Source organism: Bacillus sp. FJAT-44742 (assembly GCF_002797315.1).
In the GTDB taxonomy this organism is placed as follows: Bacteria; Bacillota; Bacilli; order Bacillales; family Marinococcaceae; genus Thalassorhabdus; species Thalassorhabdus alkalitolerans.
Map to the genome: position 1 here is coordinate 456,758 of NZ_KZ454936.1, position 22,367 is coordinate 479,124.

Consider the following 22,367-nt stretch of genomic DNA (forward strand, 5'->3'; position numbering starts at 1 on the left):
GTGGTGATCAGTCCTTTATGATAAAAAGGAAGGGACTTTCGTAAGAATATTACTTATTGATAGGTGTTGAACAAAGTGGGCTTAGAATTATTATTTGTCTTTGTTATCGTTGTGATTGGCGGATTTATTCAGGGGGCCAGTGGTTTTGGCTTTGGATTAGTTGCTATGGGGTTTTTGCCGCTTTTTCTTACGTTAAAAGAAAGCACGCTGATTGTTATTGCGTTACTACTCGTAGCTTCGTTGAGCATTGTGCGAAAAATGTATCAGTACATAGAACTGAAAGGTCTTCTACTTATTATCCTTCCTGCGATGGCAGGAAGGGTATTCTCTTTTTTTATTTTGACGGCTTACGGAGATATGGCTGTGTTGAAACAGGTGCTTGGCTTCTTTTTGATTGGAATGGTTATTTACTTACTTCTTAAAAAGAAGGCCTCTCCTTCTGCAGAAATGAAGCTAGTAACACCGTTGGTACTTGGATTTTTAGGTGGGTTTATTGGCGGAATTTTTGCCGTGGGGGGCCCATTTTTTGTCTTTTACTTTTTGATGCTTTACCAGGACAAGTATAAATACAATGCCAACCTGCAAGTCACCGTAGTCATAACCAGTTTATTTACTCTGCTCCTTCACGGCTTGAATGGTGATTTTGATGTTTCGCTGCTTGTGTATATTTTGGCAGGAATTTTTGGGGTGTTTTTAGGCACAGCACTAGGGTTAAAGTGGTTTGAAAACCTTCCTGCTGCTTTTATCAAAAAACTTGCCATGATAATGGTTTTGCTGGCAGCCATTAATTTAATCTTGTTTAGTTAAGAACAATTAAATAAGGTACAGTTTATGTGCCAAAAAAGGGCAGAAACTGTACCCTATTATTCATTACCTATTTGTCCGAAAGGGGGAGATTCTATAATTAATACTCAAACATTCATTTGAATATAATTATGTAATATAATAATAGTGTAATAATCAAATTAATATTTGAATGATGGGTGGGAGGTATATGACACCAAAGGATCAATGTGAAATATTTTGTTATGACGAGGAAAAAGTCAACAGATTAAAAGAGACAATTATAGCTGAAGATATGCAACATATGGCACGAATGTTTAAGGCGCTTGCTGATGACACAAGGATGAAGATTGCTTATTCCCTGAGTCAGGAAGACGAATTATGTGTTTGTGATGTGGCACATATCATTGGAGCTACCACCGCCACTGCATCTCATCACCTCAGGCTCTTACGTAACATGGGGCTGGCAAAATACCGGAAAAAAGGCAGATTAGTATTTTACTCCTTAGACGACGATCATATTAAACAATTAGTCCTCATCGCCTATGAACATAAGCAAGAAGAAAAAGGTGAGTGATATGGCTGAAAAAAAGACTTACAATGTTCAAGGGTTTACCTGAACTGACTGTGCTGCTCAGTTTGAGCAGAATGTAAAGAAGCTGCCAAGCGTAAAGGACGCCAAAATAAATTTTGGAGCTTCAAAAATTACAGTGTACGGAAACCCTTCTATAGAAGAAGTAGAAAAAGCAGGAGCTTTTGAAAACTTGAGGGTAGTGCATGAAAATGAACAACTGACCCGTATTCCCTTATGGAAAAACCAGGGGGCAGTAAAAACGATTATTTCAGGGATATTACTCATTCTGGGATTGATATTGTACCTCGTGATGGATGATGAAACTCTTCTGCCAGTCTTAGCTTTTGCTTCTTCCATTCTTATTGGGGGATACAGCTTGTTCATCCAGGGTTTTAAAAATCTTGCCCGACTTCGCTTTGACATGAAAACGTTAATGACAGTAGCTATCCTTGGTGCTGCAGCAATTGGGGAATGGGCAGAAGGAGCAGCCGTAGTATTTTTCTTTGCGATCAGTGAATGGCTGGAAATGTATTCAATGGATAAAGCCCGTCAGTCTATTCGGTCACTAATGGGTATTGCTCCCAATGCTGCCACCATTCTACGAAACGGACAGGAGATTGAAATTCCTGTGGGAGAAATAGTGATTGGGGATATAATGATCGTAAAGCCAGGGCAGAAAATTGCTATGGACGGTATTGTGGTAAATGGATATTCCTCTGTCAACCAGGCAGCTATTACAGGTGAATCGATACCCGTTACAAAAGAGATTGATAGTGAAGTCTTTGCCGGAACATTAAATGAAGAAGGGCTCCTGGAAATCAAAGTCACCAAGAGAAGTGAAGATACGACGATCGCAAGAATTATTCACATGGTAGAAGAAGCTCAATCAGAACGTGCGCCTTCACAGGCTTTTGTGGATCGATTTGCCAAATATTACACACCAGCTGTGATGGCAGTGGCTCTAGTGATGGTGACAGTTCCTCCGCTGCTGTTTGGTGGGAACTGGAACGAGTGGGTCTACCGAGGGCTGGCACTGCTTGTTGTCGCATGTCCGTGTGCTTTAGTTATTTCTACCCCTGTTTCTATTGTGACGGCTATTGGAAATGCAGCCAGAAACGGTGTGTTGATTAAAGGCGGGGTCTACTTGGAGGAAGCAGGTGCGTTATCTGCTATAGCTTTTGATAAAACAGGCACATTAACAAAGGGAATACCAGAGGTAACCGACATTATTCCTTTACAAAAAGAAAATACGACAGATTGGTTTACAATTACCGCAGCCATTGAAAAAGGGTCTAAACACCCGTTAGCTGCTGCCATTGTTAGAAAGGCAGAGGAAAAGGAGATAAAACATTCTCCGTATGAATTGGCTGACTTTACATCTGTGACAGGTAGAGGCATTCAAGCATCAGTAAACGGCCAAATATTTTACGCAGGAAGCCCGGAGTTTATAATGGAGCAGGTTTCAACGTTACCTGAGACTGCAATGAAAAAGATTAAACAGCTTCAGGAAGCAGGGAAAACAGTTATAGTTACTGCTGATAAATCCACTGTCCTTGGACTGATAGCAGTCCGCGATGAAGTTCGTGAAGGGAGCCGTGAGATTATAAGGTCACTCCATCACCTGGGAGTAAAGAACACGATCATGCTGACAGGTGATAATTCTTTAACTGCGAATTCAATTGGAGGGCAACTAGGTATCACAGAAGTTCAAGCAGAATTACTTCCACAAGGAAAGCTAGAAGTTGTAAAACAGCTGAAGGAAGAACAGCAGAAGGTGGCTATGATAGGAGATGGAGTAAATGATGCCCCTGCTTTAGCTGCTTCCACAGTGGGAATCGCCATGGGAGGGGCAGGGACTGATACTGCTCTTGAAACAGCAGATATTGTATTAATGGCTGACGATATCAGCAAATTGCCGTTCACTATTCAACTCAGCAGAAAAACTATACAAATTATAAAGCAGAATATTGCATTTTCTATAGGTATAAAGCTTATTGCCATGGCATTCATTATTGCTGGCTGGCTGCCTCTATGGCTGGCGATTTTAGCAGACGTAGGTGCCACTCTTCTTGTTACATTAAATGGTATGAGGCTGACCAGAATAAAAGTTAACAAGTAATTTTCCTCCTAGTAGAACGGTAACTAGGAGGTTTTTGTCATACCTGCAGAACGAACCTCTAATTATAAAATGCTTCATGGAAAAGAAGAAGTAAGAGGATAAATTACTATAATAACGAAATAAGGAAAAGATGAAGAATAGATTTTTATCCTTGCTTCACTTTTAATGATAGCTGCTTCAGACAATACCATCTGTGGGAAGTTTTGGTTTTTGTTCTGAAAGTCCCGGTACATGTTTTGGTGAAGTGCACCATGAGTTTTGATTTTTGCTTGGTTCAGTGGGATTCGAAAAGGGAATAAGTTAACAAATGAAAAGTTGGAAGATATGAGGAAGGCTGCATGTCGCACATCACTTGCATGCGCTTCAAGGAGGCATTTAATTCCTTGATTGAAGCAAGAGGGGAGTGATAAGAGAAAGGTAAAATGATCGCCTGTGATTCTTTCTAATATAGGCGTAAATCGTATCGACAGGAAATACCTTGCATTCTTGCTCACTTGCCGTGACTTTGCGGACAAACGGTGAATATCTGTATAAGAGGGCCGTAATCCTTAGATAGAAATAGAGATTAGCTTATATATCGTATTCAGAAAAAACAAATAAATAGGTCTAACATCAAGTATAATGGAGAGGAAAAGAAATAAGAAACAAAGGAAATTTTCTTTTTCCCACCCTACGTAAAAAGGAGAGGAGACGATGAGAGAAAAGTGGACAAAAGCGGCTTGTCAAGCCATTGAAGAAGCTCTTTCCCACCCACCGTTTTTTCAAGACTCCTTGCGATGCGGAGTGGTCAGTTGTCGTCTGTCAGAAGGGTACAGGCAGATCTACGTGGATGTCTTCATTAAAGAGCGCCACATGATGCGCGTGGTTCTTTGCGAACGAGAAAAAAAGGTTACCCATGTCATGCGGGCAAGCACGATGGAAAAAGTGCCCGAATCCCTTTGCCGAGCGATCAAAACCCGCTTACCCAACCTTGTTTGGGGATCGTCCAACCCTTCAAAAGAAGCCAGTTAACAGGAGGGAATATCATGAAAAAGAGAGAAAGCGTAGTCTAATGTATCCAATCTTTGAGCAAAGGAGTAAAGAAATAGATAATGGCCCGAAATACCTGGAATGGAAAAAAATGAGGAAACAAAAAAAGAAACTGAAGAAGAGACGATTGTGGTAAGGTCCTGAATCGAATGATCAGGATCATTTTTTATTTCTGCTTCCTGATGCACTACGGAAAAGTCGAACGAGGGATCCTCTCTACCTTGTATTATTCAGCTCTTAAAGGGCTCTGCTAGAATGTTTTTTGTCATGCCTGTCTTTGACAAATCATAAAGATAAAAGAAGACGCATGATTAAGGGGGCGCCTAAGAATGACCGATGAATTTAAGGATTTAAATCGGGCGATTGAGGAAATTACGGAGATCGCAGAAGGATTCGGGCTTGATTTCTACCCAATGAGATACGAAATTTGTCCAGCGGATATCATTTATACATTTGGAGCATACGGTATGCCGACGAGGTACAACCACTGGAGCTTTGGGAAGCAGTTTCATAAAATGAAGCTTCAGTACGATTTGGGATTAAGCAAGATTTATGAGTTAGTCATAAATTCAAATCCCTGCTACGCATTTTTACTTGGAAGCAATAGCCTGATCCAAAACAAGCTCATTGTCGCTCACGTTCTTGCCCATTGTGATTTCTTTAAAAATAATGCCAGGTTTGCTAATACTCGCCGTGACATGGTTGAAAGCATGAGTGCCACTGCAGAACGAATATCTAACTATGAAATGATTCATGGAAAGGAAGAAGTTGAAACATTCTTGGATGCAGTCTTGGCGATCCAAGAGCATATTGACCCAAGCTTGGTTCGACCAAAGTTGTCCTGGACCCTTGACGATGTTTATGAGATAGATGAAGATGAGCCAAAGGAAAGAAATACTCCATATGATGATTTATGGAAAATGGATGTGAAAAAGAAAGAAGAACCGAAACGCAAGCGTAAAAAAGCTTTCCCTCCCCAGCCAGAAAAGGATATTCTTCTTTTTATTGAGGAGTACAGCCGTGAGCTAGAACCGTGGCAGCGGGATATTCTTACGATGATGCGGGAAGAAATGCTTTATTTCTGGCCTCAGCTTGAAACCAAGATAATGAATGAGGGATGGGCCTCTCTTTGGCATGCCAGGATTCTAAGGGAAATGGATTTAACATCCGATGAAAGTGTGGAGTTTGCAAAACTAAATGCAGGGGTTGTACAACCTTCCAAAACCTCAATAAACCCATATTACTTGGGGTTAAAGATTTTTGAAGACATTGAAGAACGCTACAATAACCCTACCGAAGAGATGATGCAGCGAGGTGTAAAGAAAGGTAGCGGAATTGAAACGATTTTCGAAGTGAGAGAAGTAGAGTCTGATATCTCGTTTATTAGAAATTACCTAACCAGAGATTTGGTATTACGTGAAGATATGTATTTGTTCCAGAAAAAAGGAAAAGAGTATAAGATTATCGATAAAGAATGGAAGGAAGTGCGTGACCAGCTCATCTCATCTAGAGTAAACGGCGGCTTCCCTTATCTGACAGTGACTGATGGAGATTACCTCAAAGCTGGGGAGTTATTTATCACCCATCACTTTGAAGACACAGAACTTGATGTAAAGTATTTAGAAAAAGTACTTCCTTACCTATACCAACTTTGGGGACGGCCAGTGCACATTGAAACAGTCGTTAATGAGAAAGATACCGTTTTTACGTATGATGGAAGAAGAGTGCACAGGAGGTATTTATAAAAACTCATGTTAACCGAGCTCAGGTTAATGACCGTGCTGTACAGACGATGAAAATCAACGGAAAAGGCGGTATGGCAAGGCTTTTCTCAACTCACCCTGATTTTGCCCGTCTTGAAGAGAGATAATAATGGTAAAAAGCTGGTCTATAAAACATAGATCAGCTTTTTTATTCATAGTTGGAGTTGGGGAATCTTCTGTTGAGAAACGTAAATAACTTCCATATAATCCTTCCCTCCTACAATACAGGTTCGACAATGATTAACATTTTCCCTCCTAATTTGTAGTGCAAAAGCCGTATCAATGTTAAAATGGAATTATTATCAAGTTATAAGGGAGGTTGGAGCTATGTCAAATTATGATTCTTATTTAAGTAGTTCGTTAGAATACTTGAGTCAATATATTGCCGATATGAAAAGTAGGCCAATACTTTTTGTAGGCTCTGGCTTTTCCCAACGGTATATTAATTCACCCACTTGGGGAGCTTTATTAAAACAATTAATTGATGAAAACCCTGAAATAGAGATGCCAATGCAATATTTTGTTCAAGAGCATAATGGGAATTACGCAGAAATCGCTTCTGAATTGGTGGATTTCTATCGTACCTTTGCTTGGAAAAATCATGGCAATGATGACATGTTTCCACCATTCCTTTTTGAATCCGCTTCAAGAAGCATACACTTAAAATATAAAATTGCGAGTATATTAATTGAACTCATGGAACAATTTAATGTGGAAACCCATGAATTAAGCGAAGAACTGGGATTGATAAAAAAATTAAACCCACAAGCTATTATCACTACCAACTACGACACCTTGCTGGAGACCTTATTTCCCAAATATGAAGCAATAGTTGGACAGCAGGTTATCCGCCAGAAAAAAGCTACTAATATTGGTCATATACTTAAAATCCATGGTTCAGTTGAAGATTGCGATAGTATTGTAATTGAACAGCAAGATTACGATAACTTTTTCCAAAAACAAATTTATCTAATTGCAAAGTTATTTACATATTTTATGGAACACCCAATAATTTTCATCGGTTATAGTTTAAGCGATGAAAATATAAAATCCATTTTGTATAATGTTAAGCAGATTATTGATGCTGATATGGAGCCGATGATTGAAAATATGTGGTTTATTGACTGGAGCATGGAACCGATTAACCCAGAAGAAACACCTCCAAGGGAAAAGCCAATCTCTGTTGGAAACGGTGAATCGGTAAGAGTAAATTACATTAAATTACACACATACGAACAGTTATATGAAGCTCTGTATCAAGATTCCGTTGATATAGAATTTCTTAAACAAATTGAAGAAACAGTTTACAATGTAGTTAAAAGTGATACTATTACTAACCTAGAAGTTGATATTGCAAGCTTACGTTATTTAACTGACAGAGAAAGCTTATTGGGTTCCTTCACTACTCCTGCTGAAGAAGGGGAGCTAACTGGAAGAACGCTTGTATCCTTTGCTGATATTCAAGACCCTAATCAATTAGCTGCTCAGTTTACTCTTTCGGCTACAGAACTGTCTGAAAGAGTATATGAGCAAGATGATTCACATTGGTCATATGCTTATGAGTTAATAAGAGACGTTCATTTTCAAACTGGTGTAAACTTACGTGCTAGCAATAACATTTATCATGTAAGAATGAACGGAATAAGTAGATTTTCAATGAATATGGTTCAGTTATTGAAAAAAGTAAAAAACATGGAACCATATGTAGTAAATGTTAATGGAAGGGAAATATCATACCCTCTTCTTGAAGATACGGAAGAGGCAGCGGGAGAGTAAAAAGAAAACGATACCCAAACGTATCGTTTTTTATTTTAAGTTTTCGGTACTGATGGGGTTTATCGGGGTGTTAACCGTGATATTCGGGATTGGATTCTTATTCCTGGCAGCGAGTGTGTTATTATTCATTATGGCCATCGTTGTCGCAGGATTCACAAAAGGATTCTTCAAGTGCGGTAAGTGTAACAAGTCATGGGCGGTCAAGAATAGGAAAAGCTGGCCTCATGAAGCTAGGGGCTGACATACAGTTCTTATTTGTAGCGCAGTATGAGAATATTCATGTCTATGCCATATACCTCAATGGGGAGTTTGTGAAGCTCCTTGAATTGGATGAGGATGAAGAAGTACCAGAATAAAGAAGAATTTCCTCTTTTTGTATCGAAAGGTGTTGTGATACGAAAGGAAGGATATTTTATGTATGATATTAACAGACCAGAAACATTAGTTTATGAACAGGAAGACAAGGTCTTTTTAGCTCATGTTTACCACAGCGGAAGAACTGGTTCTTACCATGCAATAGTGGAGGATGCCTCTTCAAACGTTGATGGTCACTTTTTTGGTTCAGGTTCCACAAGAGATAAAGCAGCACATGAGGCAATTCGTAGTATATTAAATGAAAGAGAGAAGTTGTGAAGATTTATCGGCATCCCATAAAGGGGTGTCTTTTTTATGTTATCTGTCAATAGGGCGAACAAGTACTTCCTTATCTATGCCAATTTTGGGGGCAACCAGTCTCTAACGGGGATTATTCTTTTGCATGTCTTTCTTGCCTTGTCTTTAAACTCTCGGGATATTCTGAACAGAGTTAACCAAATCCATTCGAATAAAAATATTATCATAAGAATACATGACCTCTCTTTCAGTAGTAGATAGTAAGAAGAGAGGTGATGAATAATGTTATTTAATATACTTTTTGGTTTTGTTCTTCCGTGGATCCTCGGTATTGTCCTTTATAAAAAAGACAAACAACTGATGGTGAAAACTACCCCTATATGTGTATTGATTGCATTTGTGATGAATATTAAAGGCTCTCGTTACTGGATACTAAGGCCACGAATTAAAAGACAACAATATCGTACGATATACCCTTTAAATTTTGGTTACTTTCCAGTGGTGGCAAGCTTTATGGTTTTTTGCAGTCAGAAAAGTATTTTGCCAAAAGCATTTTGGGTATTATTATTTACTGTTTTTTCAACAACTGCTGAGCTATTGGCTATCTTGTCAGGAAAACTCATATATAAAAATGGGTGGAACATATACAAAACCCTGTTTACTTATATAGTTCCATACTTCTTCATGACTCTTTATTATGACTTAGTAAAAAAGTAATATACTTTTTATGTTCTGTTGAACAAACAGACTATTTATAATAAAAACATACTGGAGTTAGTCCAATAAGCAAAATACGTTACGTAAAGAGAGGGAACTAGCCTCTCTTTTGGTTCGTATTGGTCTCTAGCCTTTTGTGTTGTTAAAGAGGTCTTATTATGATGATACAGGAAAGAATTAATTTCTGTTGAACAAGTTTCCAGTTGTAAAACATCCTAGGAGAACGAAGGCTGGGCTTCTTTCTGGCATGCCAGGATACTAAGAGAGATGGATTTAACATCAGATGAAAGTGTGGAATTTGCAAAGCTTAATGCTGGAGTGGTTCAGCCGTCTAAAACCTCAATCAATCCATATTACTTGGGGCTGAAGATTTTTGAAGATATTGAGGAGCGTTATAATAACCCAACCGAAGAAATGATGCAGCGAGGCGTGGAAAAGGGAAGCGGACGAGAAAAAATGTATGAGGTAAGAGAAGTAGAGTCTGATATTTCCTTTATCCGCAACTACTTAACAAAAGAGCTGGTAACGAGAGAGGATATGTACTTGTTTCAGAAAAAAGGAAAAGAGTATAAGATCATCGATAAAGAATGGAAGGAAGTGCGTGACCAGCTCATCTCATCCAGAGTAAACGGAGGCTTCCCTTATCTGACAGTAACTGATGGAGATTACCTCAAAGCTGGGGAGTTATTTATCACCCATCACTTTGAAGACACAGAGCTTGATGTGAAGTATTTAGAAAAAGTACTTCCTTACCTATACCAACTTTGGGGACGGCCAGTGCACATTGAAACAGTGGTGAATGAGAAAGATACCGTCTTCACCTATGACGGGAGGAGGGTTCATAGAAGGTATTTATAAACAGAAAGCCCAGGGAGGATAACACTTTTGGGGTGAGAGGGAGAAACAGCAAAAACATGAAAAGAGGTAACCAAAAAGTTTATAATTGGTTACCTCTTTGTTATTGGTTTATCAACATATTTTAGTCATTTAAGTATGAGATAGAAGCCAAAGTCGAATAAAAGCAGGTGGACAAAAATTAGGGCCACATTTATTTACTAATTGGGGATACTTACGAGACTTTGTGTACTATTTTCTATACTGATAGGTGCTTAGATAGGAGTGCAATATCTCTATCATTAGTCAGTATAATGAAGCTTTTTTGCTTTCACTTTTATTCTTAAAACCTTTGAAAAAATCTTATTGACAACGGATACAAACAGGAGTAAATTTTAGCTGTAACAACTTCATACGACGCCTTTTAGATCGCTGAGACTGTTTGGCCAAACAGTGCGGGGGAACCATTTTTTGATGAATGTAAATTCATCTTGGGGTGAATCTTACTAATGTAAGAGGGGATACTCTCGATCCCTAATCCGACAGCTAACCTCGTAAGCGTCATGTGAAGAGAGAAAGGGTCTTCTAGAGACCATTTCTTTGTAATGGTTTTTTTAAATGCAAAGGAGTGGAAAAAGTTGAAAAGAATGAAAAAACAATTCGCAGTCATTGGGTTAGGACGCTTTGGTGGAAGTATCTGCAGAGAATTGTACAGCATGGGGCATGATGTGTTGGCTGTCGATAATGACGAGGAGAAGGTTAACGAGTATGTGACTCTTGCTACTCATGCAGTTCAGGCGGATGGAACAGATGAAAAAGCGTTAAAGTCCTTAGGGATTGGAAACTTTGAACATGTTGTTGTGGCCATTGGTGACAACATACAATCCAGTATTCTAACTACACTGGTTTTGAAAGATATGGATATTCCGAAAGTTTGGGTGAAGGCTCAAAACCATTACCATCAAAAAGTGTTGGAAAAAATCGGAGCAGATCAAATTGTTCATCCTGAATATGACATGGGCATTCGGATTGCGCAAAACATGGCTTCGGAAAAAGTCATTGATCATATTGATCTTTCTGATGAATACAGTATTGTGGAATTGCTGGCCACGTCAAAGGTTCATAATAAAAGCTTAATAGATCTAGATGTTCGAGCTAAATACGGGGTAACGATTCTTGCAATCAAGCGAGGGGAGGATGTCAATGTCTCACCTATGCCTGATGACCTTATAAAAAAAGAGGATATGATTGTCGTTATCGGCCACAAAAACGATGTTAGACGGTTTGAGAATGAGGGACTATAATAATGAACAGTCTTCGTTTCAAAGTCATCAATATGTCCCCTCCTCAGACATTGGCCGTTTCATTTCTGGCTGCAATTTTTGTGGGTACCCTACTCCTGCTTCTTCCGATTGCCACCACACAACCTATCAGCCCGCTTGACGCCATGTTCACAGCCACCTCAGCTACGACGGTAACAGGACTGGTGGTTCTTGACACAGGTACTGATTTCACGGTGTTTGGGCAAATCGTGATTATGATCCTCATCAAAATTGGAGGATTAGGGTTAATGACTTTCACGATCATGATCATTCTTGTGTTAGGGAAGAAAATTGGGTTGAAGGAAAGGATTCTCATTCAGCAGTCATTTAACCAAACCTCTGTTGGCGGCATGGTTCGTTTGGTCAAAGTATTATTTCTTTTTGCCTTAGCCATGGAACTTATTGCCACGCTTATACTATCCATACGCTGGGTTCCTGAATACGGCTGGGGCTTTGGATTATTTACAAGTCTCTTCCATGCGGTTTCCGCGTTTAATAATGCAGGGTTTTCTCTTTGGTCAGACAGTTTATCCTCCTATGTAGGAGATCCCACGGTTAACCTCGTGATCACCTTTCTATTTATTACGGGAGGCATAGGATTTACTGTATTATACGACTTATTTTACACAAGGAACTTTCGTCACTTATCCCTGCACTCTAAAATAATGTTGGTGGGAACGCTCGTCGTCAACATTTTTGCTATGCTCCTTATTTTTGTGCTGGAATACGTGAACCCTGAAACGCTTGGAGTGTTAACAATGGGTGAGAAGCTGTGGGCCGCCTATTTTCAAGCTGTCACTCCAAGAACGGCTGGATTTAACACTTTGGATATTAGCAGCTTAGAGCCAAGCACCATTGTCTTTCTTTTACTATTGATGTTTATTGGGGCAGGGAGTGCCTCTACAGGCAGCGGAATCAAGCTTACCACCTTCCTTGTTATTGTGCTGGCAGTAGTCACATATTTAAGAGGGAAAAACGAGTCTGTCGTCTTCTCTCGGACGATTCCTCCCCATATTGTGACACGGTCACTTGCGATTGTGGTAATCAGCTTAATGGCAGTATTTGGAGGGATTTTCCTTTTATCGATTACGGAACAATCTCCCTTTATGATGATTGTGTTTGAAGCCTTTTCTGCCTTTGGAACGGTTGGCTTATCGATGGGACTTACCGATGAGCTTTCAGCTGTGGGTAAACAGGTCATTATGGTGTTGATGTTTGTTGGAAGAATTGGTCCTGTTACCTTAGCTTTTGCCTTAGCCAAAGATTTTAAAAGTAATGTGCGTTATCCCAAGGGGGACATCTTTACAGGATAAAACTAAAGATGTTTTCCCATCCTTATCATTCTTCACTCTGAATAAGATGAGATGTTACCCTACTCAACCTTTATTAAGTGAATTGTTATGGAGGTTGGGACAAAGAACCTTATTCAAAGAACCCGAACCATAATTACATGGTTTGGGTTTTTAGTTTTTCTCTAGCCATTCATGAGTGTGAAGTTTCAGCAACTCCCTTTGCTTTCACCGTTTTGTTATCGATTTACCATAGGCTATTGTTATGGATTGAGAAAGACTTATTAATATAAAGGATAGTTTGAACATCCTATGTGAACGAAGGCTGGGCTTCGTACTGGCATGCCAGGATACTCAGAGAGATGGACTTAACTTCTGATGAAAGTTTAGAGTTTGCAAAGCTTAATGCTGGAGTGGTGCAGCCTTCAAAAACCTCTATTAATCCCTATTACTTAGGGCTGAAAATTTTTGAAGATATTGAGGAGCGTTACAATAACCCAACCGAAGAAATGGTACAGCGAGGAGTGGAAAAGGGAAGCGGACGAGAAAAAATGTATGATGTAAGAGAAGTAGAGTCTGATATTTCCTTTATCCGCAACTACTTAACAAAAGAGCTGGTAACGAGAGAGGATATGTACTTGTTCCAGAAAAAAGGAAAAGAGTATAAGATCATCGATAAAGAATGGAAGGAAGTGCGTGACCAGCTCATCTCATCCAGAGTAAACGGCGGTTTCCCTTACCTGACAGTGACTGATGGGGATTACCTCAAAGCTGGGGAGCTATTTATCACCCATCACTTTGAAGACACAGAGCTTGATGTAAAGTATTTAGAAAAAGTACTTCCTTACCTATACCAACTTTGGGGACGGCCAGTGCACATTGAAACAGTGGTTAATGAAAAGGATACTGTCTTTACGTATGATGGGAGAAGAGTGCATAGAAGATATTTGTAATCAGAAAGGGGCTGGGATAAAACAGTCCTTGGAAAAAAAACGGTGCCAATTATCGCTTTTCGATAGTTGGCACTGTTTTGTTGATCTAAAATAGGTTGTTAAGCCTGGCGGGCGGTGTACTTTCTTAAGTTCACCGCCCTAGGCAAATCCTATTTCATTTTTAACCTGCTCTTTGCCTCTCACCGACATTCGGGTGGCATGCAAATTAGCCTTCAGAAATCCGAAGACAGTCTCTACATCAACCTTACTCTTTCCGTAGATTTCACCTGTTTTCCTCTTCCGAAAGGCTTTTTGGTTCTTCCACTTTTCATTGCATTTTAGTTTAGGAACAAGTCATTTCATAACAGCTTCTCTTGCTATTTGCTTAAAAGACCCTAACTGTATATTGGCCATTTATTTTATTAGGGTTTAGTAGTATTTTTCACTCATTTTTTTGAGAAGCTTTTTTCTCTATAGGGGCCAGGTCAAATTGTGGAGTAACTGTTATATTACTTAGTAGAGGCAATATTCTTCACTTTGTTTGAGAAAGAGTATACTTAAGCTAAATGCGCTTTAATTCAATATGAATATTAAAATATTAAAATAATTATATTGTGTAATATTTGAGGTGGAAATTTGAAAATTAGAAAAGCAAGTGAAGAAGATGTAAAAGGAATAGCAAGAGTTTATGTTGAAAGTTGGAAAACTACTTATCGTTACTTAGTACCAAAAAGTTATTTGGATGGGTTATCATATGAAGAAGCCGAAAAAAAATGGCTTAACTTTTTAAACACCGAAAACGAAGCCTTTATGTTTATTGCGATAAGCGAAGAAGGTAATATTGTTGGTTTTGCGTCAGGGAAGAGCATTAATAACGAAAATTTTGATGGAGAATTATATGCCCTTTATCTATTAGAAGAATGTAGAGGATTGGGTGTAGGAAGACAATTGTTTTCAGCTGTTGCCAAATACTTTAAAGAAATAGGCATTACTTCAATAATGGTATGGGTAATGGAACAAAATAAATCTGGACTTGGTTTCTATGAAAGGGTGGGAGGAAAGGACTACCTTCGTAGGAAAAATGAGTTTGGTGGAAGGATAGTTGATGATGTTGCTTATGGGTGGAAAGATGTTTCAGTTTTATGTATGCAAGAATAAAGTAAAAACTTGGTCAACTATTTGGAACTTATTTTGAAGTAGAACAGCTAACAAAAAAGTTTTCTTTACTGGGTAGTACAATGGTAATGCAAATTCAAAAAGACGATTATATATAGTATGATCGTCTTTCTTGATTGACTAAATACTGGGTAACAAAATGTTTTCCTAGACTTTCAAAAGAATGTACTTAAGTTCTAAAGAAACAGTTCATTCAATAGTGTTTCCTAGCCGTTTATCTTTTACCACTAACCATTTTAGGACAATTTCAATAATACACCTTATATATCCCCAGACACCTGAACAATGGTTCTAAAAGCAAAAATAAAAGTCAACCGGTACTAGCAATACAAATACCATGGGTCGTTGGAAGCAATATATAAAATGGTATTAGCCGCCAATTACGAAATTAAAGAACTGAGTCTTTAACTATCAGGATCCCAAACACAGAAAGGCGTAGAAATGAAATAAATTCTTATTACTATCAGCCTTGTAATGATTTTCATCAAAGTTTGGTGTAGAAAAAGTCTGGAAGTATCCCTTTGAATTAGTTTATTTAATGGAAAGCGCTAAAGAACAAAAGTATAAGCTTATGATCCATAAATTTGCATACCAGTAAAAAACTATAAAATAGAAAGAGAGTGAGTTAAATGATTTTAGCCATTTTAAGTGGAGTTGTGCTGTATATGGTAAGTGGAATGATTTATTATTCTGTGGTAGGAAACCGTTGGATAGACCTATTAAACATTAAACCTGAACAACCAAATTATGGGTTGCTCACTTTGGTTACATTACTAACCTCAACATTATTATTTGGCGTACTTCAACTATCACAGGCGGAAACGTTACTAGATGGAGCATTAACCGGTGGGGCAGTTGGGGCAATAGTAGCTCTAGCCTACGCAAAAGACTTTATCTTTGGCTTAGGAGCAAATAGTAAAAAACCTGCATTCATTTATTTTATTGCTGTAGGATATCATGTAATTGCATTGACCCTCATTGGAACTGTGATGATGTTTTTTATTTAATGGAAAGCCATTTAATTAACCTAATTCAAAATACCGTATAGATCAAGGGGTATAAGTCGATTATCAACGAAGTAAGAGGTATATAACCGTAAGAAGAGTGAATTTGCAACGGAAAACTAAACAACATCTAAGCAAAGCCGGATATTCCTTTTTAGTGTACAGGAATCCGGCTTTTTTCAGTTTAGCCTCTTATCAATTATTCAAGTGAATCAATAAATATATACAACATACTCTTTTTCCTATCAGCCTAATAAAGAGACAACCCTATGTAATATGCTAATGCGAAAGTGATAATCGAGCCTGCCACGGAAAGACTTGTATAAATAAATAGAGCTTTTAATTTTCTGTTTTCTAGCAGGGTAAAGGCTTCTACACTGAACGTGGAAAAGGTGGTGAAAGCACCAAAAAAACCGATGCCGATAGCTAAGAAGTAAGGATCTTCATAAGCCCCTAAAGGAATACCACCAAAGTATATTCCAAAAAATAAACCAAGCCCCAGGGATCCTAAAATATTTACAACTAACATAGCTAAGGGAAAGGGCGGGGATGGAAACTGTTTCATAATTACTTTTCCCAGTAAGTACCGACTGATTGCTCCAATTGCTCCTCCAGCTGATAACAGGAAAAGGTTCATGATCGCGTCCTCCCTTTTGTGGACATTCGTTTGCTTGCAAAGTCCTGTCCAAGTATATAGCCAATCATGGCTGTCAGGATCCCGCCAAAAATAGTAACGCCTACATAAAGAGCAGCATGTCCTAACGTTAAATCGGAATAGACAAACACACTATCAGCTGCAAGCGTTGAAAACGTAGTAAAGCCGCCACAAAGACCTACACCTAGACCTAATTTCACCCACTCTTTTGAACTTCGCATAGCAAAATAGCCTGTTAGACCTCCTAACAAAAGACTTCCAGTGATATTTTCAATGATTGTTCCGTAAGGGTACCCAGAAGCCAAAGTATAGAGGTTTAACCCATAACGTAGAATGGTTCCAATAATTGCTCCAATCGCTATGGAAATAAGATTTACCATTTATAGTCCCTCCTTTTAACACGAAAAGTGTACCATATTGAGGATAAAAGTGCTTTTCTGTAACCATTTGGGACGGGACATAGAAAAGGCGCATGGCTATGTCACGTTTTTTAAAAGGAGGAGAAACATTTTTTCATTGTATAGTCACCGTCTGTAACCGTCACACTGACAACATTTCTAATCATTTGTCTAATAGGTATATTTTTTGTCCTAATGGTGCTTGTATTTATAAGTTATGTATGGTCATTATATAGAAAAAGAGGAAGACTCAAAAAACATGTTTTTGAGTCAGTTCCTTTAATTTATATTTTTAAGAGAGACAAGGTAACACCTTGTCCCTAAACTTTTATTCCCATACTTTAATATAATTTTTCCCTGCTTTTAAATTACCAATTGGTCCTAATACACTTTTTTCTGCACGTTGTTCTCCTAATAAATCCTTATCCACGATTACTTCGCTGCCATCTGGATTTTTAAATTCTGCATCCACAATACGTGCTCTTCCAAGAGTTTTGGTGCATTGAATTTCTCCAAGTAATGATTCAAAATCTTCTGGCAGATCAATATAAAGATATACTGCATTTCCTTCTTCGCTAATTTTTATTTCTGGATTAAAGTTATCAGCTATAACTTTTTCAGTTTCTCTTTCAAACGATTCTGCCCCATTATAGTATGCATTACGATTAATATAAACCGGTTGTTCAACTTTATGGAATCTACGGTGGTCACCGTATTCTTGATTCACAATCTCGATATATTCCTCAAGTGAAGTTGTATAACCTTTATAGTGAGCAGTACCAACATATTCATTTGTTATCTCTGAAGGGTTTAATGTTTGCAAACCAGCTGTTTTTACAGAATCGTCGCCAATAAAAATGTTATTGTAGAATCGATCATCTCCACCATACACAGGAGCAAAACCAGCTACCGCCGTACTATGAGGTACATGATATGGTGTTGCACGATCAAGCATTTTCTTCTGGACCATTTTCCCGCGAATTAAATTGTTAATATACGCTCCGCCTTGAGCATGGTTATCTAATGCATAGTCTGCAGTAAGAATGTTGTTATCAACAATATAAGGACCGCTACTAACTTCAACAAACAAGTCACGGGTATTTCTGTAATACAGATTTCTGCTTACTCTTGTACCTTGTGTCTGCCAATCTAGCCATGTTCCTAAAGAGCAGTCATGTATACGGTTGTCGTGAATTTGAACGTCAATTGCTGCGTGTAGCTTAATCCCCGCAATTTCATGTCCATAAAACTCGCGCTTTAATGCAATATTATAAATGTGGTTATTGTAAATTTTGCTAAATACACAGCCTAGATGACCTAATACACCATTTTGACCGCAATCATAAATAGTATTGTTTCTAATAATATGGGAACCAATTTTTTCTTTATTCCAACCAATTTGTCTAGCAGAAAAAACTGATTCTAACTGATATTGATAGCCTGGCTTATCTTTTCGGATCGTGCTATAGTTATGGCCAGTTGATGCTTCTTTACCAATACTGATTGCACTACATTTTGCGTCGTGGATGATATTATCCTCAATAACCCAGCCTTTACTCCAATGAGGTCCGATTAATCCTGGCTGATCCGCTGTTGGCGGAGTCCAAGGAGTTGCTGCCTGGGCCATTTCAAAACCTCTAACCGTAATGTAATTGACACCAATTTGTTCTGGATAAAAGCAAGCTTTACGCACATTAATCTCTACTAATTCTTCATTAGGATTTGTTCCGTGGAAATTAGCATAGATGGTTGTATTATTTTCATTTACTTCTGCATACCAAACATATTTTGTTTGCTCTTGATTGTGGACAGGGACAACTGTCTTTGACCAATGGTCTAATACTTCTGTTTTCTCTTCTGGATTTATTAACATTTCAAAAGTTTCTGCTTCATAAAAGGACATCCCATTTAAATAAACATCTCCAAGGTGTCTTCCTGGATTATAAACAATCCAGTCTCCAAAAATCTCTTCTTTGTATGGGTTATAATCTCCGAAAAATTCATTTGCTAATACAACTTTCCAGACAGTTCCTTCTACCTGTTCCCAATCTTGAATTTGCTCGGAACCTTTAATTACAACTTTCTCACCTTTAGCTGCCTGATATGTTATTCTTCTATATTCACTTAATCCTGCAAACTTTGGTTTCACCCATTCCCGATATTCCCCTTTGTGGACAATAACAGTATCTCCTGCTTGTGCTACTGAAGCGGCTTTATTGATTGTCAAGAATGGATTCTGTTTCGTTCCATCTGCAAAATCTGACCCATTTTTTGCTACATGGTATTCAAAAGCCATTTTTACTCCTCCTTCTATATATCATAGATTCATTATAGGAGCCAAAATAAGTCTATTTCTATTCAAAATATAGTATAATTTAAGACAATATTAGTTTTTTTTTTCAGGGGGGATAGCCTTTGGTTTTTTTTGAACACCATGGAGTTGAAGAAAAAGAATTCTTCCACTTTTTTAAACTAGATAACCAAACCTTTCCTCTCCATTTTCACCGAGCCTACGAACTTATCATTGTCAATGAAGGAGAGTTACTAGTAAGTATTGGCCAAAAAAACTATACTTTGTATAAAAATGACATAGCCTTCATTTTTAATAACCAGATCCATGAACTTAAAGCAAAGAATCATTCCGACATTTCCATCGTCATCTTTTCACCAGAGTTAATCGGTCGTTTTTTCATGAATTATAAGGGATACGTCCCAGAAGATAATGTTATTCATTTAAGTAAAGCCCCCGATTTTGATGCACTAGATTCTATTTATAGACAGAAAAGTTTCCTGTATGATATTTGCGGGAGACTGGTAGATAATACTGAATTTCTTCCCGTTGAACACTCAACAAAGACGGAAGTACTACATAAAATTCTCCTTTATGTGGATAGAAATTATAGTGAGGATTGCACGCTAAAAGTAATCGCAAAACAATTACAATACGATTATGCCTACCTATCCAAACTTTTTATACAAATGACGAATATGAGCTTTACTGAATACTTAAATCATTATCGTATTTCACAAGCCTGTTATCTGTTGAAAAATAGTCAGCAGCCAATTAGCGAGATAGCTATATACTGCGGTTATAATAACCTCAGGTCATTCCATCGTAACTTCAAAAAGATTACCAGCCATTCACCTAGAAAGTTCAGAGAGTTAACCTAAGGAATTGAAGAACTGGAGCGGCGGGTAGTTTGATCTCGTAAAAAAAGAGACAGGGGAAGTTTTACATCCTTTTATAGGGCAGTTTGGCAATTTCAATAAAATATCTGTCGCTCACGGATGAACGGTGTTACATTTGCTAAGATGCTAAGTCAGTTGCAGTTACATTTCCTAATAAGGGTTGTCCAAGTACCTAACAAACACATTTATAAAGAAAGTGGAATGGGTTTTGTTCTGGATGAAGAGAGATAATAGTAAATGTAAAAAGCTGGTCTATCTACAATGTAGATAAGACCAGCTTTTTTTTTGAGGCAGGTATTGTTTTTTTCTGTTTCGTTCCTTATCTCATGTACCAGAGCTAATTAATTAAGGAGTATACGGGTAATGAGAGCCGTGAAGGACAATTTTCAGGTCGCCATCATTATTTCTTGTATGAGCGAAATTGTATTCTACTTCAACAGGTTCTCCTCCATCCGCTGGTGTAAAATAATACACACCCATACTTAGAGCCGTATTTCCTTCAATTATAACTCCTTCATTTTCCCACTGAACATCTGTCCAAGGTGCAATAGCAAAACCATCATCCTCGGGATACGCTTCATTTCCCCCTATGAAATAAGACAACGCTCCTTCAAAGGTATCGCGGAAACGTTCCTCACTAGCTAAAGTTGGTTTGAAAAGGACCTCGCCGGTATCATAACCATAGAAACGTTCGATATGCTCAGAAGCAGCGGCTTCATAGTCTTCACCCTCGCTGTATACTTCTCCGATATGAACAATTCCTTCTCCCCAGCTTTGCTGAAATTCCAAAACTTCCTCCTCAGTGATCTCCTGTACTACTTCTTCCTCCGCTGATTCACCCTCTACTGGTTCAGTAGAAGAATCTGTTGAACATGCAGTTAACATTGCAGCGAAAGATACTGCTCCCACTACGCTTCCAATTCTTCTCAATTTAATAATAATAATAACTCCTCTTCTAAATTATGTATCTATTTCTTCCTACAAATGGGATTATAATTCCTTTATAGTGAATTGTCAATATAATCCTCAGTGCATATAGATACAGGGGAAAGTGATAAGGATGCCGTATTTACGGATGATTGGAGAAGAATGCTCCGGAATATTTATACACAAACCCAAGAGGGAGGAGATTATTCCTTATAACTGACAAGGTGAAGGTTGGAGGGTACTGAAAATATCCTATTATTTATTACATTATTCCTTTCGAGATTTTTAAGTTTTTCTCTTTCTAGAAGAGAAAAGTAACAGCTGAGTAATAATAGCCAAAATAGGCAGTTCCAATAAGGGTCCTATAACTAATGTTAAAGCTATTAAGGGTTGATCTGGAAAGGCGGTCATAGCAATTGCTAAAGCGATTGGCGAATTTCTTGCTAGAGTAGTTAAGCTCAAACTTGCTCTGTCGGAGTTTGAAAACCTCATAACCTTTCCAATTCTTTGAGCGACAAAGAAATTTACTATGAAAAATAAAAGAATAGGAATAATAATTTTCCACATTATATCTAAATTATTAAGAAGTAATTGCCCTTGTGAAGCAAACATAGCAACGATAGCAAGGCTTAGAAAAATGATAGGTAACACGCTGAGATTGGATATAAGGTTATCCCTTACCTGTTGCTTGTTTCTTAAGAACATCTTTGTTAGAAGAGACAAAACTAGCGGCATGAATAAAACAACCAAGATGCTTTCTATGAGAAAAGAAAGTTTTATAACCCCTGTTGTGCCTCCAAATATAAGAAGATAAACAGGAAGCAAAATGACTTGGAGGATTAAGTTTAGAGGTAAAATGGCCGTTGATAACGCCACATTTCCTTTTGCCGCCCCTGTAAAGATCAAGTACCAGTCAGTACATGGTGTAACTATGAGCATAATAAATCCAAGAAATAATGCTGGGTTATCACCTAAAAATACCATTGCCAGAAGCCATGCCAGGATAGGGGTCCAGACAAAGTTTATAATAACTGAAGTATATGTAAACCTGATGTTTTTAAAAGCTTTTTTTAATTCTTCCATAGGAATTTGTAAAAAAGTAATATAAAGCATGGCTACTAGTAAAGGAACAATAAAGCTTTCCGCATTATTTCTTATTAACTCTACTTGTCCTATACCTATACCAATCAATACTGCTAAGAAAATAATAAGAGTATATAGTTTTTCAAATAAGTTCATTGGGTATCACAGCCTGCTAAAGAATTTTT

19 protein-coding genes, 3 pseudogenes and 1 riboswitch are annotated in these 22,367 nt (G+C 38.0%); of the genes and pseudogenes, 16 read left to right on the forward strand and 6 right to left on the reverse strand.

The window, feature by feature from the left end; translation table 11 throughout:
• The first annotated feature begins 75 nt into the window (after positions 1-75).
• The 13 genes and pseudogenes from CEF17_RS02295 to CEF17_RS02365 form a co-directional block, all read left to right on the forward strand.
• Entirely contained in the window at positions 76-807 is a 732-nt protein-coding gene (locus CEF17_RS02295; protein ID WP_100398113.1) for a sulfite exporter TauE/SafE family protein, read from the forward strand.
• 187 nt (positions 808-994) lie between these two features.
• On the forward strand, positions 995-1,360 hold the full coding sequence (locus CEF17_RS02300; RefSeq protein WP_100398114.1) for an ArsR/SmtB family transcription factor: 366 nt from the start codon (positions 995-997) through the stop codon (positions 1,358-1,360).
• 1 nt (position 1,361) lies between these two features.
• On the forward strand, positions 1,362-3,476 hold the full coding sequence (locus CEF17_RS02305; protein WP_232725391.1) for a heavy metal translocating P-type ATPase: 2,115 nt from the start codon (positions 1,362-1,364) through the stop codon (positions 3,474-3,476).
• 693 nt (positions 3,477-4,169) lie between these two features.
• Positions 4,170-4,487, forward strand: coding sequence for a hypothetical protein (locus CEF17_RS02315; protein ID WP_100398116.1), 318 nt, complete (start codon positions 4,170-4,172; stop codon positions 4,485-4,487).
• A gap of 347 nt (positions 4,488-4,834) precedes the next feature.
• A complete protein-coding gene (locus tag CEF17_RS02325) occupies positions 4,835-6,250 on the forward strand; it encodes a SpoVR family protein (RefSeq protein ID WP_100398118.1) in 1,416 nt (471 codons plus the stop codon).
• A 345-nt stretch (positions 6,251-6,595) separates the two neighbouring features.
• A complete protein-coding gene (locus tag CEF17_RS02335; RefSeq protein WP_100398119.1) occupies positions 6,596-8,044 on the forward strand; it encodes an SIR2 family protein in 1,449 nt (482 codons plus the stop codon).
• 140 nt (positions 8,045-8,184) lie between these two features.
• Positions 8,185-8,400 (forward strand): hypothetical protein, encoded by a 216-nt coding sequence (locus tag CEF17_RS20255; protein ID WP_232725392.1) that lies wholly within the window; start codon positions 8,185-8,187, stop codon positions 8,398-8,400.
• Positions 8,401-8,434: 34 nt separating this feature from the next.
• A complete protein-coding gene (locus CEF17_RS02340) occupies positions 8,435-8,677 on the forward strand; it encodes a dsRNA-binding motif domain-containing protein (protein ID WP_232725393.1) in 243 nt (80 codons plus the stop codon).
• 261 nt (positions 8,678-8,938) lie between these two features.
• Entirely contained in the window at positions 8,939-9,373 is a 435-nt protein-coding gene (locus CEF17_RS02345; protein ID WP_100398121.1) for a hypothetical protein, read from the forward strand.
• Positions 9,374-9,595: 222 nt separating this feature from the next.
• Positions 9,596-10,231: pseudogene (locus CEF17_RS02350) on the forward strand (SpoVR family protein); the annotation flags it as partial.
• A gap of 396 nt (positions 10,232-10,627) precedes the next feature.
• Positions 10,628-10,784: riboswitch (cyclic di-AMP (ydaO/yuaA leader) on the forward strand.
• A gap of 61 nt (positions 10,785-10,845) precedes the next feature.
• Entirely contained in the window at positions 10,846-11,511 is a 666-nt protein-coding gene (locus tag CEF17_RS02355) for a potassium channel family protein (protein WP_157842899.1), read from the forward strand.
• A gap of 2 nt (positions 11,512-11,513) precedes the next feature.
• Positions 11,514-12,842, forward strand: coding sequence for a TrkH family potassium uptake protein (locus CEF17_RS02360; RefSeq protein WP_100398122.1), 1,329 nt, complete (start codon positions 11,514-11,516; stop codon positions 12,840-12,842).
• A 281-nt stretch (positions 12,843-13,123) separates the two neighbouring features.
• A pseudogene (locus CEF17_RS02365) lies at positions 13,124-13,771 on the forward strand (SpoVR family protein); the annotation flags it as partial.
• A gap of 110 nt (positions 13,772-13,881) precedes the next feature.
• Here the strand turns inward: CEF17_RS02365 and CEF17_RS02370 are convergent.
• Positions 13,882-14,095, reverse strand: a pseudogene (locus tag CEF17_RS02370) (transposase); the annotation flags it as partial.
• A gap of 291 nt (positions 14,096-14,386) precedes the next feature.
• Between CEF17_RS02370 and CEF17_RS02375 the strand changes: the two are divergent.
• The gene (locus CEF17_RS02375) at positions 14,387-14,908 is read left to right on the forward strand and encodes a GNAT family N-acetyltransferase (RefSeq protein ID WP_100398123.1); all 522 of its coding nucleotides are present in this window, start codon (positions 14,387-14,389) and stop codon (positions 14,906-14,908) included.
• A gap of 647 nt (positions 14,909-15,555) precedes the next feature.
• Positions 15,556-15,933, forward strand: coding sequence for a DUF1761 domain-containing protein (locus tag CEF17_RS02380; RefSeq protein WP_100398124.1), 378 nt, complete (start codon positions 15,556-15,558; stop codon positions 15,931-15,933).
• 247 nt (positions 15,934-16,180) lie between these two features.
• Here the strand turns inward: CEF17_RS02380 and crcB are convergent, their stop codons facing one another.
• From crcB to CEF17_RS02395, 3 genes are all read right to left on the reverse strand, one after another.
• Positions 16,181-16,567, reverse strand: coding sequence for a fluoride efflux transporter CrcB (crcB, locus tag CEF17_RS02385; RefSeq protein ID WP_100398125.1), 387 nt, complete (start codon positions 16,565-16,567; stop codon positions 16,181-16,183).
• A complete protein-coding gene (locus CEF17_RS02390; protein ID WP_100398126.1) occupies positions 16,564-16,965 on the reverse strand; it encodes a CrcB family protein in 402 nt (133 codons plus the stop codon). The genes crcB and CEF17_RS02390 overlap by 4 nt, the downstream gene beginning before the upstream one ends.
• 346 nt (positions 16,966-17,311) lie before the next feature.
• A complete protein-coding gene (locus tag CEF17_RS02395; RefSeq protein ID WP_100398127.1) occupies positions 17,312-19,279 on the reverse strand; it encodes a right-handed parallel beta-helix repeat-containing protein in 1,968 nt (655 codons plus the stop codon).
• Between the two features lie 119 nt (positions 19,280-19,398).
• Between CEF17_RS02395 and CEF17_RS02400 the strand changes: the two genes are divergently transcribed.
• Entirely contained in the window at positions 19,399-20,154 is a 756-nt protein-coding gene (locus CEF17_RS02400; RefSeq protein WP_100398128.1) for a helix-turn-helix transcriptional regulator, read from the forward strand.
• A gap of 363 nt (positions 20,155-20,517) precedes the next feature.
• On the opposite strand, the gene CEF17_RS02405 is transcribed toward CEF17_RS02400, so the two are convergent.
• Positions 20,518-21,102, reverse strand: coding sequence for a hypothetical protein (locus CEF17_RS02405; RefSeq protein WP_198508863.1), 585 nt, complete (start codon positions 21,100-21,102; stop codon positions 20,518-20,520).
• A gap of 282 nt (positions 21,103-21,384) precedes the next feature.
• Complete coding sequence (locus CEF17_RS02410) at positions 21,385-22,338, reverse strand: arsenic resistance protein (protein WP_100398129.1); 954 nt, start codon at positions 22,336-22,338, stop codon at positions 21,385-21,387.
• Positions 22,339-22,367 lie beyond the last annotated feature (29 nt).

Bases quoted from the DNA above. Each gene is read 5' to 3' on its own strand.
- CEF17_RS02300 (WP_100398114.1), top strand. From the start codon at position 995: ATGACACCAAAGGATCAATGTGAAATATTTTGTTATGACGAGGAAAAA.
- CEF17_RS02315 (WP_100398116.1), top strand. From the start codon at position 4,170: ATGAGAGAAAAGTGGACAAAAGCGGCTTGTCAAGCCATTGAAGAAGCT.
- CEF17_RS02325 (WP_100398118.1), top strand. From the start codon at position 4,835: ATGACCGATGAATTTAAGGATTTAAATCGGGCGATTGAGGAAATTACG.
- CEF17_RS02335 (WP_100398119.1), top strand. From the start codon at position 6,596: ATGTCAAATTATGATTCTTATTTAAGTAGTTCGTTAGAATACTTGAGT.
- CEF17_RS02345 (WP_100398121.1), top strand. From the start codon at position 8,939: ATGTTATTTAATATACTTTTTGGTTTTGTTCTTCCGTGGATCCTCGGT.
- CEF17_RS02360 (WP_100398122.1), top strand. From the start codon at position 11,514: ATGAACAGTCTTCGTTTCAAAGTCATCAATATGTCCCCTCCTCAGACA.
- CEF17_RS02380 (WP_100398124.1), top strand. From the start codon at position 15,556: ATGATTTTAGCCATTTTAAGTGGAGTTGTGCTGTATATGGTAAGTGGA.
- crcB (WP_100398125.1), bottom strand. From the start codon at position 16,567: ATGAACCTTTTCCTGTTATCAGCTGGAGGAGCAATTGGAGCAATCAGT.
- CEF17_RS02390 (WP_100398126.1), bottom strand. From the start codon at position 16,965: ATGGTAAATCTTATTTCCATAGCGATTGGAGCAATTATTGGAACCATT.
- CEF17_RS02395 (WP_100398127.1), bottom strand. From the start codon at position 19,279: ATGGCTTTTGAATACCATGTAGCAAAAAATGGGTCAGATTTTGCAGAT.
- CEF17_RS02410 (WP_100398129.1), bottom strand. From the start codon at position 22,338: ATGAACTTATTTGAAAAACTATATACTCTTATTATTTTCTTAGCAGTA.